The 13,943-nt window shown below is 49.9% G+C and carries 11 protein-coding genes; 10 read left to right on the top strand and 1 reads right to left on the bottom strand.

The window, feature by feature from the left end; all coding sequences use genetic code 11:
- Positions 1-36: 36 nt before the first annotated feature.
- The 7 genes from DRJ53_RS09560 (at position 37) to DRJ53_RS09530 (ending at position 9,524) form a co-directional block, all read left to right on the top strand.
- A complete protein-coding gene (locus DRJ53_RS09560; RefSeq protein ID WP_114235403.1) occupies positions 37-975 on the top strand; it encodes a YitT family protein in 939 nt (312 codons plus the stop codon).
- Positions 976-1,087: 112 nt separating this feature from the next.
- Positions 1,088-2,596, top strand: coding sequence for a carboxypeptidase M32 (locus DRJ53_RS09555; RefSeq protein ID WP_114235402.1), 1,509 nt, complete (start codon positions 1,088-1,090; stop codon positions 2,594-2,596).
- A 10-nt stretch (positions 2,597-2,606) separates the two neighbouring features.
- Positions 2,607-3,020, top strand: a complete 414-nt coding sequence (locus DRJ53_RS09550) for a hypothetical protein (RefSeq protein ID WP_114235401.1) — start codon at positions 2,607-2,609, stop codon at positions 3,018-3,020.
- Positions 3,021-3,084: 64 nt separating this feature from the next.
- Positions 3,085-7,443: a PKD domain-containing protein gene (locus DRJ53_RS21780; protein ID WP_123893473.1), complete on the top strand. Its 4,359-nt coding sequence runs from the start codon at positions 3,085-3,087 to the stop codon at positions 7,441-7,443.
- Between the two features lie 11 nt (positions 7,444-7,454).
- Positions 7,455-8,480 (top strand): PorP/SprF family type IX secretion system membrane protein, encoded by a 1,026-nt coding sequence (locus DRJ53_RS09540; RefSeq protein WP_241558506.1) that lies wholly within the window; start codon positions 7,455-7,457, stop codon positions 8,478-8,480.
- Positions 8,481-8,624: 144 nt separating this feature from the next.
- On the top strand, positions 8,625-9,104 hold the full coding sequence (locus tag DRJ53_RS09535; RefSeq protein WP_114235398.1) for a redoxin domain-containing protein: 480 nt from the start codon (positions 8,625-8,627) through the stop codon (positions 9,102-9,104).
- 84 nt (positions 9,105-9,188) lie between these two features.
- Entirely contained in the window at positions 9,189-9,524 is a 336-nt protein-coding gene (locus DRJ53_RS09530; protein WP_162303846.1) for a T9SS type A sorting domain-containing protein, read from the top strand.
- Positions 9,525-9,709: 185 nt separating this feature from the next.
- Here DRJ53_RS09530 and DRJ53_RS09525 read toward each other — a convergent pair whose 3' ends face one another.
- The gene (locus tag DRJ53_RS09525) at positions 9,710-10,882 is read right to left on the bottom strand and encodes a class I SAM-dependent rRNA methyltransferase (RefSeq protein ID WP_114235396.1); all 1,173 of its coding nucleotides are present in this window, start codon (positions 10,880-10,882) and stop codon (positions 9,710-9,712) included.
- Between the two features lie 305 nt (positions 10,883-11,187).
- On the opposite strand from DRJ53_RS09525, the gene DRJ53_RS09520 reads away from it, so the two are divergent.
- The 3 genes from DRJ53_RS09520 (at position 11,188) to DRJ53_RS09505 (ending at position 13,937) form a co-directional block, all read left to right on the top strand.
- On the top strand, positions 11,188-11,745 hold the full coding sequence (locus DRJ53_RS09520; RefSeq protein WP_114235395.1) for a nucleotide exchange factor GrpE: 558 nt from the start codon (positions 11,188-11,190) through the stop codon (positions 11,743-11,745).
- Between the two features lie 158 nt (positions 11,746-11,903).
- Positions 11,904-13,070 (top strand): molecular chaperone DnaJ, encoded by a 1,167-nt coding sequence (gene dnaJ, locus DRJ53_RS09515; RefSeq protein WP_114235394.1) that lies wholly within the window; start codon positions 11,904-11,906, stop codon positions 13,068-13,070.
- A 516-nt stretch (positions 13,071-13,586) separates the two neighbouring features.
- A complete protein-coding gene (locus tag DRJ53_RS09505; RefSeq protein WP_123893471.1) occupies positions 13,587-13,937 on the top strand; it encodes a hypothetical protein in 351 nt (116 codons plus the stop codon).
- Positions 13,938-13,943: the final 6 nt, after the last annotated feature.

Below are 13,943 nucleotides of genomic sequence, written 5' to 3'. Positions count from 1 at the left end.
TGCCTGCTTACAAAAATTGAACATATACTGCGCTCCATGCGCCAATGGGTGTGGCCTTCGCCGTACCGGTCGCTGGAAAATATCCAGCGGATGCAGGCAGCTAAACGCCGCCGCCTGCTTGTGCGCAGCATGGTAAAAGATGCACTGTTACTGGCTTTGGGTGTGCTTTCCGCCGGGTTTGGATTGCGGGGTTTTATTATTCCCAACAAGTTTATTGACGGCGGCGTAACGGGTATTTCGCTCCTTACCAACCAGCAAACCGGCGTTTCAGTGCCCCTGCTGATTGTTTTGTTCAACATTCCGTTCCTCTTATTGGGCTACCGGCAAATCAGCCATATTTTCAGTTTAAAAAGCATTATTGCCATTGCCTTGCTGGCCCTGGCGGTAGCGTTTGTGCCCTACCCCAATGTTACCAGCGACAAACTCCTGGTGGCGCTTTTCGGCGGCTTTTTCCTGGGAGCGGGCATTGGGCTCAGCATCCGTGGTGGGGGTGTGATTGACGGCACCGAAGTGCTGGCCATTTTTCTCAACCGACGCTACAGCCTTTCTGTTGGCGACATCATCCTAGTGTTGAACATTTTTATTTTTTCGGTGGCAGCCTACCTGCTGAGCATCGAAACCGCCATGTACTCCATTCTTACTTATTTGGCCGCATCCAAAACGGTAGATTTTATTTTGGAGGGCATTGAGGAATACACCGGCGTTACCATTATTTCCAGCCGGAGCAAGCAGGTGGCCAGTATGATCAAGGAAAAATTGGGCTGGGGCCTCACCATTTATTCTGGGCAGCGGGGCTTTGGCAAAAGGGGCCACAGCGACCAGCCCGTGGACATCATATTCGTGGTGATTACCCGGCTGGAAGTGAATCGCCTGAACACCGAAGTAGGCCGCATCGACCCACAGGCATTTATCGTGATGCAAAGCATCCGGGACACCCGTGGCGGTATGGTTAAAAAACGCAGATTGAAGGAATGAAACGGTGAGTCGATTTTTCAATTGCCTGCATTTTTGGGCTTAAAAGCCCATCTGTGGCATTGTGTTCCACTTTGTTATATGCTGTTCTTTGTTAAAATGATACTTTTGGGCAATGGCATCGACCATAACAATGTATCAAAAGTACCGTGAAAACATGGAGCGGGTGGCCGACGTTCGCTTTGCCACTGCCGTGTTGCAATGGGACCAGGAAACCTACCTGCCGCCAAAAGGTGCTGCCGCCCGTGGACGCCAGATCAGCACGCTGACCGAAATGGCGCACCGCATGTTTACCGATGAACAATTTGGCGGATTACTCCAGGAACTTTTATCGAAGGATGACCTCACCGGCAACGAACGGTTAAACGTGGTGCAAACCTGGGAAGATTACAGCCGGCAGCAAAAATATTCGCCCGAGCTGGTGCGCCAGCTGTCGGACGCCTCCAACGCTGCCTTTCACTCGTGGATTGAGGCCCGCAAGGCCAATAGTTTTTCCCATTACCTGCCCGACCTGGACCGGCTGGTGCAATTAAAAAAGACCGAGGCCGATGTATTGGGTTACGAAGGCCATCCTTACAATGCCTTGCTGCACGAATATGAAAAAGGCGCTACGGTTGCCCTGCTCGACCGGACATTTGACTCACTGTTGCCGCAACTGAAAGACTTGCTGGATCGCATTTTGGCGCAGCCGCAGGTGGACGACCAATTTTTGAAACAACATTTCCCCGCACAAAACCAATGGGACTGGGGCATGTGGCTGGTAGCACAACTGGGCTACGACCTGGAAGCCGGCCGGCAGGACCGGAGCGAACACCCTTTTTCTATTTCTTTTGGTGCCGATGATGTACGCATCACCACGCGGATAGACGAGCAGGATTTTGCAAACATGACCTGGAGCTGCATCCACGAAGTGGGCCATGCGCTTTATGAACAGGGTTTGCCCCGGGCATCTTATGGGCTTCCGGCCGGCGAGGCTTGTTCGCTCAGCATCCACGAATCGCAGTCGCGGCTTTGGGAAAATAATGTGGGCCGGAGCCAGGCGTTTTGCCACCATTTTTTACCCCATATAAAAAAATATTTTCCACAGCAGTTTCAGTCGGTAGATGAAAATCAGTTCTTTAAGGCCATCAATAAGGTACAGCCATCGCTGATCCGTACCGAAGCCGATGAGATTACGTACCATTTTCACGTGTACATACGTTATAGGCTGGAAAAAGGACTGTTGGAGGGAAGTTTAGCCACGGCCGACATACCCCATTTTTGGAACGAGCAGTACCAAAAACTGCTGGGTGTAACCGTGCCCGACGACCGACAGGGCTGCCTGCAGGATGTGCACTGGAGCCATGGTTCGTTCGGATATTTCCCTACTTATAGCCTGGGCAGCTTGTATGCCGCGCAGTTTTATGCAGCCGCCGGCAAAGCCCTGCCCCATTTGAAAAACCAAATACAACGGGGTGAGATAGCGGGTCTGCTGGAATGGTTGCGCCGCAATATCCACCAAAAAGGGCGGCTGCAAACCAGTGAAGAACTGTGCAGGGAAGTAACCGGGGAAGGGCTGAACACCGCTCATTTCATGAGCTACATTTTGGATAAGTACGGAACGATATATAATTTGTTATCTTGAATCAACTGCTATGAAGCGCATCCTCCCCTATTTTACGGCCCTAATTTTGCTATTGGGCTGCAAAAAAGCAAAAGAACAGATTGCCGAACAAGCCGCAGGCAGCTTTTTGGATGGCACCGAGTGGAAAGTGACTGCTTTTTCGGAAGGATCGAACAACCTGGATGGTGCGTTTCAGCCGTACCATTTCCGGTTCAATAAAAACAACACGGTTGATGCCATACGCAGTAACGCCACTGAAGCCACCGGAAGCTGGAAAGCCGACGTGGTGGCCCGGACCATTGAATCGCAGTTCAACGCCACAGCTGCCCACCCGTTGCCCCTGTTGAGCACCCGGTGGAACATCACCAAAAATACCCTGACCACGCTTTCAGCAACCGCTACCGTTAGCGGTGTTGTACGAACCCTACGCATGGAAAAATTGTAAGAAATGTTTGCCCGGGCTAATTGGCCCAAACAGACAAAACCGCCGCTAGAGAAAACACCTGAAATTGAAAACAAACAAGCTAATAGCCATGCTGCTGCTGAGCATACTGGGGGCGTTTACGGCCCACTCGCAGCAACTTGCCGCTAATTTCCGTACCGATAAGACGACTGGCTGTGCGCCAGCAGTAATCTCCTTTCAAGACCTTTCGTTTGGCAACCCCACCGCCTGGCTTTGGGATTTTGGCAACGGCAATACGTCGACGCTGAAAAACCCCGCCACTTCGTATTTAAAGGCGGGTAAATACACCATCACCCTTATTGTTACCAATGCAGCAGGGTTGAAGGACACCATGACCAAGGTGGAGCATGTCAATATTTTTGACAATCCCAAAGCAAATTTCTACGCTGAGGTAGTATCGGGTTGTAGCCCGGTGCGGGTGCAGTTGCGAGACTCCTCGGTTGCCGATACCAGTAACCGCATTGTGCAATGGGCCTGGGATTTGGGCGATGGTAATTTGATCAATGAAAAAAATCCGCTGCATGTGTACCGCGGCACTGGCGATTTTGCCGTTACCCTCAAAGTAACCGACGACAAAGGCTGCTCGGGCCTCGTCCTGAAACCGAAATTTGTGAATGTTTCGCCTGGTGTAAAACCCGATTTTACCAACGCCCAACCAACCGTTTGTACGGCGCCCGCCACGGTGAGTTTTTCCAACCGGAGCACCGGCCCCGGCACACTTACCTATAACTGGCTATTCGGCGACGGCAGCACCAGCAGTGACAGAAACCCATCGCACACCTATACTACGAATGACACATTTAATGTGCAATTGGTAGTGAGCAGTAGCGAAGGCTGCTTCGACACACTAACCAAGAAAGGAGCGGTAATATTGGGGGGATTTAATACCGATTTTCAGTTAAAGGATAGCATTTGCCCGGGTGGAACGGCGGTACTGTTGAATAATTCACGGCCAATGCCTACCTCATCGCAATGGCTTTTCCCGGACGGCTCCACCAGCACAGCAGCCAACCCGCAGAAAGTGTTCAACACTGCGGGCCCTGTACAAATAAGGTTGATCAACTCCTTCGGCGTATGTAACGATACGCTTACTAAAACCATCAATGTTTCGGCACCGCCTACTATTTCGTTTACTACGAATGACACAGCAAAATGTTTTGCCCCATTTACTGCCACTTTTACCAACAATACTACCGGTGCTGCCTCATATTTCTGGGAATTTGGTGATAGTACGTTTTCAACTGCGGCCAGTCCCAGCCATACGTACACAAGCCTAGGAAGCTATGACGTGACCCTCACTGCCACCAGCTCGTTGGGCTGCGTATCGACTTTGAAAAAACGAAACTATGTGCGCATCAATAAACCTCGGGTGCAATTTGCCAATCTGCCCCAAAACGGTTGTATTCCTTACGAGGCCAAGCTGAAACCAATCATTTCCTCGGTAGAACCTATTGCTTCCTACCTGTGGGATTTTGGCGATGGCAACACCAGCACCGAAGCCGAACCCACGCACATTTATACGCAAACAAGGGGCTACCGAGTTACGCTTATCGTTACTACAGTAAGCGGTTGCACAGACACCATTACCATGAAAGATGCAGTGCGGGTAGGAACCAAGCCTAAAGCTGCATTTAGTGCTTCGCCACTAGAAGCCTGCGCCTCTACAGCAATCAATTTCATTAACGAGTCGGAAGATGCAACAGAATACTTATGGCAATTTGGGGATGGTGGCAGTTCGAAAGAAATGAACCCCAAATACGAGTTTTCGGATACCGGGCGGCTTGATGTTACCCTTATTGCATACCGGATTGGCTGTGGCGATACATTGATCAAGCCGCAATATGTCCGGATCAAACCACCTATCGCTAATTTTAAATACAATATTCCAAACTGCGACCGGTTGTTGGAGTATGAATTCATTGATCAGTCAATTGGCGCACAAAGCTGGAAATGGGATTTCGGCGACGGGTCGCCGGTGGTTAGTGGCGTGGGGCCACACAAACATGTTTTTCCAAAAGAGGGCACCTATTCGATAAAGATTACAGTAACCAATGGAGACTGCGAGCACTCGAAAGTACAGTCCGTTGCAATAGGTAGGAGAACAATTGATTTTACGGGTAATCCATTAATTGCCTGCAAACCCGCTACTGTAAACCTGAATCCCGTAAGTTCCGACCTGAGGGGTATTGGAAACTTAACCTGGACCTTCACAAATGGACAGGATGTTCAGACGCAAAACTCAACTGTGGAAGGAATTTCCACTACGTTAAGAGAAAGTGGCTTCTACGATGTACGCCTGACAATCATCGACTCGTTTGGTTGTCCACGTGGTTCGGTGGATAAACTTAAATACCTGAAGGTTAATGGACCAAAAGCGGATTTTGAAAGTCCAAATGCTGCTACTTGTGTCGGCCGAACAGTCAATTTCATTGATAAATCCAAAACCGATGGCACGAATGCCATCGTAAGTTGGGAATGGTCGTATGGCATCAATAATACAGACACTGTTTATACACAACCACCATTTTCTAAGCAATACGATTCGATTGGAACGTTCAACGTTCGTTTGAAAGTAACTGATGCAGGTGGGTGTAGCGATGCCCTGATCAAACGGAATTTTGTAACCACCTCGGTGGTGCGTCCCACATTTACCGGCGATGTACAAACCTGCCCTAACGGCACTCCGCTGCAGTTCAGAAACACAACGCCGGGTGGCGGAGCCAAGTTCAGGTGGGATTTTGGCGACGGCGGCACTGCAACGGTTGCAGAACCCCGTTATTCTTACAAAGACACTGGCACATTCAATGTTACCCTTTGGGTGACCAACAACCTGGGTTGTACCGATTCGACCGTGACACCCAACTTTGTTTACTCCGGCCTGCCCAAAGCCAGCTTTGAAGCCAACAATTTTATTTCTTTCTGTACGCCTTACGAAGCGAAGTTTACCAACACTTCCACTTACACCAATTCGGTGCTGTGGAACTTGGGACAAGGCACTTCCACACTGCAAAACCCGCAGGCGTATTACACTAATAAAGGCACTTATAACATCAAATTGGTGGCTACAAGCCCCGGCGGATGTAAAGATTCCACCACCATGCCTTTAGTGGTTCGCGACCCGAATGATGCCAAGTTGAATTATGTGGCGGTTACGGAATGTAGCCCACTGCGTATGGACTTGGAAGCTTTTGAAGAAATGAACGGCCGTTTTATCTGGGACTTTGGCGACGGTAATGTGATCGACACTTCTTCAAATAAGATTTCGCATATCTACCGCGATTTCGGCAGCTACCTGCCCTCCGTAATTTTGTACGAGCCCTCCGGTTGCGTACTAACATTGAAAGGCCGCGATACGATCAATGCCATTGGCGTGAAAGCAAAATTTGGTGTAAACCAAAACCTGTTCTGCGATGAGGGTATGCTACGCATCATCGACTCCACCAGCACCAACGACCGTCTCGTTTTTTATAAATGGGATTTTGGCGATGGCGGCACTTCCACTGCATCGAGCCCGATGCATTTTTACAACAAACCGGGCGACTATATGGTGCAGCTGATCACCGAAACACCTAGTGGCTGTAAAGACACTTCGGCCCAAATTCCCATCCGCATTTCCACCACGCCACGCATCGAGTTGCTGGGTGATACCGTAATGTGCGAACGGGAACGGAGGCCATACGCCGGTGTGCTGCACAACTTGGATTCAACGCAGGTGCAATGGAAATGGCAATTGCCCAACGGCTCCACCACTACGGTTAAAACACCCGGTATGCTGCTGTTTCCAAATGCAGGTGATTTCACCATTTCTACCATAGCCAACAACCCGGATGGTTGTGCCGATACGATTGTCAAACGAATCAGGGTGCACCCGAGGCCGGAGGTGGCGGTGCCGCCGCTGTACACGGTTGTAGCAGGCCAGCAGGTGTTGCTCCAGGCTACCTACTCCAGCAGCGTACGCAAATATTTTTGGTCGCCGCCAACAGCACTCAGTTGTACCGATTGCCCGCAACCCATAGCTGCGCCTAAGAACGATGTCCGCTATACCATTAATGTGCTGGACAGCAACAATTGTCATAACAGTGCGGAAACGCAGGTAAATATTATTTGCCCGGATGCAAACGTTTTTGCACCCAATACGTTCTCACCAAATGGCGACGGCGCCAACGATGTATTCTACCTGCGTGGCGAAGGGCTCGACCGGGTGCGGATGCTGCGGGTGTTTAACCGTTGGGGTGAAGTGGTATTTGAACGCCGCGAATGTCCCATCAACGATGCTACCGTTGGTTGGGATGGTCGATACAAAGGCGGACGGCCGCAACCCGACGTGTATGTGTTCCAGGCAGAAGTGTATTGTATCAGTGGCGAAATCATTCGCATCGAAGGCAATGTTGCCCTCATTCAATAAAACCGACGGCTATGAGCAGAATGTTTAAAAAAGGTTTGAGGCACTTGAGCGCATTGCTTTTTGGTTCGTTGTTGGTAGGCAATGCCGCTGCGCAAGACATCCATTTTTCGCAGTTTTTCGAAGCACCGCTGCTGCGCAATCCTTCACTTGCCGGTCTTTTTGAAGGCGATGTGCGGGCACAGGTTGTGTACCGCGATCAGTGGAACAGTGTGACCAATGCTTACCGCACCGGCTCGTTGAACGCCGAATATAAAATGCCGGTAAAAGGCAGCGATTTTGTAACCGCAGGGGTACAAATTTTATACGACAAAGCCGGTACCGTGGGCTGGACATCGGCACACCTGAAACCGGCGTTGAACTACCACAAATCCTTAAGCGAAAATTACAACCGCTACTTGTCGCTTGGATTTATGGCTGGCCCGGTGCAGCGCCGCATCGACCGCTCAAAAATGACCACCAATGAAAGTTACGAGGGCCGCGGCGATGGCGAAACTTTTCCAAGGGCGCAATACACTTATGTGGATGCATCGGTGGGCATGAGTTTTAATTCGCAGTTAAACGAAAACCCGGCCGATAACTTTTTTGTTGGCCTAGCCTATCATCATTTTACCCGCCCCAAAAACTCGTTTTACCAATCGCAGCAAGTGGAACTGGATCCCAACTGGGTGGCTTCAGCAGGCGTTCGTTTTGGCGTTACGCCGGCCAGCTACATCACGCTGCAGGGCGATTATATGTTGCAAAATGATGCGCAGGTGATCATCGCCGGTGCATTGTATGGAATTAAGATTGGCCCCGAGGAAGACAAACCGATTTACACTTTGCACGGCGGCGCATTCCTGCGCTGGAATGATGCATTTATACCGGTGGTAAAACTGGACTATCGTCCGTTTTCGGTTTCTCTTTCCTACGACCTCAATATTTCTAAACTGCGCACATCATCGTTTGGCCGCGGCGGGTTTGAATTGGGCATTTCCTACGTCGGGTTTCTCGACCGCGCAACTTCCACCGAGTTTGCAGTGCGTTGCCCCCGGTTTTAAAAAAATACCAGCCATCAGCAGTGCCTGCCGGTTTTGTGGCCCAAAAGCCATCAACCAAACAGGCGCTGCTATTGTTCTTTTTAGGTCTACCTTCCCTGCAGGTATTTTTTCCGCAGGGCATTTACCTAAAAAAACATACTTAAGATGGCAGCAGTTATTGGCCAGCAAGCACCCGATTTTTCTTTATTCAATACCGCAAAACAAAAAGTTACACTATCAGAGCTGCGTGGGCAAAACGTGGTGTTGTTGTTTTTCCCAATGGCGTTTACCTCGGTGTGCACAGCCGAGTTGTGCCATGTCCGCGATAATATTGCCCGCTTCAATGAGCTGGACGCAACAGTACTGGGCATTTCAGTAGATTCTCCATTTACCCTTGCAAAATTTAAGGAAGACCAGTCGTTGAATTTTGATTTGTTGAGCGATTTCAACAAAGAAGTATCCGCCGTCTACGGCGCATTGTACCCCGAATTTGTGATGGAGTTGCGTGGCGTGGCCAAACGTGCTGCATTTGTTTTAGATGCGGCAGGCATTTTGCAGCATGCCGAAGTGCTGGAAAACGCCGGCGAACAGCCCGATTTCCAAAAAATTGAAGCCGCACTGGAAAAAATTTCAGCTTCGGTTTGACAAAACCTTTTCTTTTCCCGGCAAACAGTTTGCATTAACTTTAAATTCGTTTACTTTGCTAATACTAAAAAAGGAGGAAGTTCGTTGAAGAGAATTTTACCTATACTGTCCTTTATTCTACTGATTACCACCCAAACCCCGGCACAGCCGCGGGAAGGTGCCGCTGCACCCTCCCCCATTGTGCGCTTTTATCCCAACCCGGCCACCAGTTTTGTAACTTTTGATTTTCAAAAAGAATACGAACGGGGCTACTCCATCCAGGTGTTTAGTTTTCTGGGCAAAAAGATGTATGAGTCTGCAAATTTGTCCCAAAAAACCACCATCAACCTGTCGGATTTTAACCGGGGCATCTACATCTACCAGTTGTACGATCGCACCGGAAAGTTGGTTGAGTCGGGAAAATTCCAGAAGAATTCGTAAGGAAAAGCAGGAATTAGTCCTGGCTTTGGTAACCAGTGAAATAATTTAGGATCGGGAGCAATCCCGATCCTTTTCGTTTTTATAACCCTCGATTCGAAAATAATTCGCTTAGTAATAAGCCTTCCAGTCTTTTCCGTCTTTCCTGACTTTCCGGTCTTTTCGGACCTCCGTCCCCCAACTTCTCCCTACCCCACCTGCACAATCAAAAACTTCAGGTAGTGCGTGTTTTCCATGCCCCAGATAATGGGGTGGTCGGCCGACTGGTTTTGAAACGTTACCTGCCTGATAGGCCGGCGGGCATCTTTAGCAGCCATATCAATAATCTGTAAAAACAGCTCCGCATTCACCAGGTTGGTGCATGATGAGGTAACGAGGAAACCGCCTTTTTTCACCAGTTTCATACCCCGCAAATTGATTTCTTTATAACCCGTAATGGCCTTCTGGATGTTTGCGCGGCTTTTTGTAAATGCCGGCGGATCGAGCATCACCACATCGTACTGGCGGCCGTCCTTGCCCCACTGTTTCAGCACGTCAAAAGCGTTGGCTGTCTCAAATTTCACGGTATCCTGCAGTCCGTTCAGCGCCGCATTTTTATTAGCCTGCTGCACCGCATTTTCCGAAATATCCAGTCCCAGCACACTTTTAGCGCCGTAGTGCCCTGCATGGATTTCAAATGTGCCGGTATAGGTAAATGCGCCCAACACGTCGGCGCCTTTTACAATATGCTGAATGGCGCGGCGGTTGTCCTGCTGGTCGAGGAAATAGCCGGTCTTTTGGCCATTTTCAATATCCACATGAAACTTGAGCCCGTTTTCGTTGATGATGATTTTGGTATCGAACGGCGCCGAAAGAAAGCCTTTTTGCTGCGGCAGTCCTTCCAGTTCCCGCACCGGCACGTCGTTTCGTTCAAAAATGCCTTTGGGTTGAAATACGGTATTCAAAGCCTTTACAATGGCCGGTTTCCACTGGTCGATGCCCAGCGCCAGCGACTGAATGACAAAATAATCGTTGAACTTATCGATGATCAGCTGCGGCAGGCCGTCGGCTTCGCCAAACACCAGGCGGCAGTTTTCCACGTAGCCCAGTTGCTGGCGGTAGGCCCAGCACTCCCTGATCTTGTTCAGGAAAAAATCCTCGTTCACTACTTCTTTGCGGTCGCGGGTCAGCAGCCGCACCATGATCTGCGATTGCGCATTGAAATAACCCTGCCCGGCAAACTTGCCATCGTGGTACAACACCGGCACCACCGAGCCCGGCTCGGGGTCGCCTTCCACTTTCTCTACCTCGTTTGCAAAAATCCAGGGATGCCCATTGGCAACCCGCGGGGCGATCTTTCTTTTTAAATGAACCGTAGCCATAAGGCTGCAAAGGTAACCGGTGCAGAAAGCGAACCGCCAGTATTTTTCTGAACACCTGATTTGAACCACGGAGGCAGGGTGTACAGGAAGTAACACGGTTTTATTTCTTCGTACCAGTATCGGTGATAATCTTTAAAACCAACTCAAAAATTTACCGTGTCACTCCGTGCCGTTGTGTCTCCGTGGTTCCAACCCTATGTGCCAAATGTTTCGTTAAGCTATGCCCCGAGGCGACAATTTGTCCCGAAAACCGGCATTGGCAATGCATTTGACCGCTACCTTTGCACACAATTTTTTGTTACGATATGAAGCAACAGGAATTTCAGGAACAACCCACCAACGGACCAGAAAACGTGCAGGATCAGGAACTGAATGATGCTGCCGGCGAGGAAACAACGCAAACCGAAAACGAGACTTCGGAGCTGGAGGCCCTCAAGGCCCAGGTGGCCGAACTAAAAGATAAATACCTGCGCCAGGCCGCAGAGTTCGACAACTACCGCCGCCGCACCGCCAAGGAGCGCATCGAACTGATGCAAACCGCCGGCAAAGACGTGATCAGCGGCCTGCTCGATGTACTCGACGACAGCGACCGCGCCATGATCCAAATGGAAAAAACCGACGATTTGGCCCAGATCAAAGAAGGCATCCAGCTGGTATTTGCCAAGCTGCGCCAAAACCTGGCCGGCCGCGGCCTGCGCCCCATGGAAGCCAAGGGTCAGGAGTTTGATGCCGACCTGCACGAGGCCATCACCGAAATTGAAGCCGGCGATGAGCACCGCGGCAAAGTGGTGGACGAGATCATCAAAGGCTATTACCTGAACGACAAAATCATTCGCCACGCCAAAGTGGTGGTAGGCCGCTGAAGGAGTGGCCCGGCCACAGGCTTTGGCAAAATAAAGCAGTTCTTTAAAAGAAAGCAGTGATGATGTAGCCGCCTACACCGCTCCGGTCGGCACCTGTTGCGTCGCACACTGCACCGTTCGGGTCCAACCCCCGAACAAATAATTAGGAAAACAACCCAATGTCGAAAAGAGATTATTACGAAGTACTGGGCGTAGCCAAAAACGCCTCTGCGGACGAAATCAAGAAATCGTACCGCAAGGTGGCCATGCAATACCACCCCGACCGTAACCCGGGCGATAAAGCAGCCGAGGAAAAGTTTAAAGAGGCGGCAGAAGCCTACGAAGTGCTGAGCGATGCCGATAAAAAAGCCCAGTACGACCGCTACGGCCACGCCGGCCTGGGCGGCAATGGCCGCGGTGGTTTCCACCCCGGCGGCATGAACATGGACGACATCTTCAGCCAGTTTGGCGACATCTTCGGCGAAGACATGTTCGGTTCCTTTTTTGGTGGCGGCCGAGGCGGCGGTGGTCGTGGCGGACAAAGGGCCCGCGGTACCCGCGGCTCCAACCTGCGCATCAAGCTCAAGCTCACTTACGAGGAAATTGCCAAGGGCGTTACCAAAAACATCAAGGTTAAAAAATACGTGGGCTGTAATACCTGCGGCGGCAGCGGCGCCAAAGACAGCGGCAGCGTTCAAACCTGCGGCACTTGCGGTGGTAGCGGCCAGGTACGCAAAGTAACCAGCACCTTTTTGGGCCAGATGCAAACCGTAACTACCTGCCCCACCTGTAATGGCGAAGGCAGCACCATTACGGCCAAATGCGGCTCCTGTAAAGGTGAAGGCCGCGTGTATGGCGAAGAAACCGTAACCATCGATATCCCGGCTGGCGTGCAGGAAGGCATGCAGCTCAACATCAGTGGCCGCGGCAATGCCGGCGAACGGGGCGGCCCCACCGGCGACCTCATTATCCTGATTGAAGAAGAAGCACACAAGGAACTGCAGCGCGAAGGTCTGAACGTGGTGTACGACCTGCACCTCTCCTTCCCCGAAGCCGTATTTGGCGCCAATGTGGAAGTGCCCACCATCGATGGAAGGGCCAAGATCAAGATCCCGGCGGGTACGCAAAGCGGCAAGATTTTCCGCCTCAAGGGCAAAGGTTTCCCGGCAGTAAACAGCTACGAAAAAGGCGACCAGCTGGTGCATGTAAACATCTGGACACCGCAGCACCTTTCCAGCGAGGAAAAAAGCATGCTGGAAAAGCTGTCCAATTCGCCCAACTTTAAACCGGCTCCCGATAAAAATCAAAAGTCGTTTTACGATAAGGTGCGGGAAATGTTTGGATAAAACAGTGCACCGTTTACCGGTAAAAATATGGAGAGGCCTAGTGCCTCTTTTTTTATAGAATGCATGAGGCTTTGGTCATTGTTGTTGTGAGCCATTAAGTCATTCCACTGATTTAAATCAACAAATGCGCAAGAATCATTCAGTGTTCCTTGCTGGCCAAGGGTATTCGCAAAGCCCATATTGAGTGCCAAAAAATGCATCTTTTATCAGGAAGACAACAATTAAACTTTACCGTTTATACATTGAGTCCGAAAAAAACAAGCAAACATAAAGTTGCTGGTATGTTTACACCATTGCATTAATAAAAAATAATACATTAGTGTGCAGGTTGTTGTCTACGCCCAAAAATGATACGCCTGTTTAGAGGGATGTGGCTTATGCAATTTCTATTTGCGATGATAGCAGCCGTATAGCAATCCCAATTTCTTTGAGGGGACAAGTGGGACCACAATTCAAAATTCGTAGTAAGAGGTTTTGTGTAATAGTTAAAATGATTATCCACTAAAAACCATAATTATGAACAGAACCTTCATTGTGATTGTACTAGCCATTGCCGCATCCTGCACCTATTTGTTCACACTAGCCCAAAGTTCCGTAAGTAAAGCAACGGCTCAAGCCAGTAAAAAATATTCGTATGCTGTTCTGTATTTTCATGATCAATGGGACAGGATCGGTAATCCTAAAAATATGTGGGTGAATAGTGATCATGTAAATGATGCGCTTAAGGCCAAAATAAAAAACTTTAAGTACACCGATGACGCGCTTAATGCGTTGGGCGCCGATGGTTGGCAGTTGATTTCAGCATTCAGTACAGGAACTGACCCTGGAACTGAATATTCTTATTATCTGATGAAACCTGCAAATTAAACAGGC

The sequence above is a fragment of the Paracnuella aquatica genome, from assembly GCF_003332885.2.
GTDB lineage: Bacteria > Bacteroidota > Bacteroidia > Chitinophagales > Chitinophagaceae > Flavisolibacter > Flavisolibacter aquaticus.
Note: the sequence above shows the minus strand (reverse complement) of the source record. Positions and strands in the feature narration are given on the sequence as shown.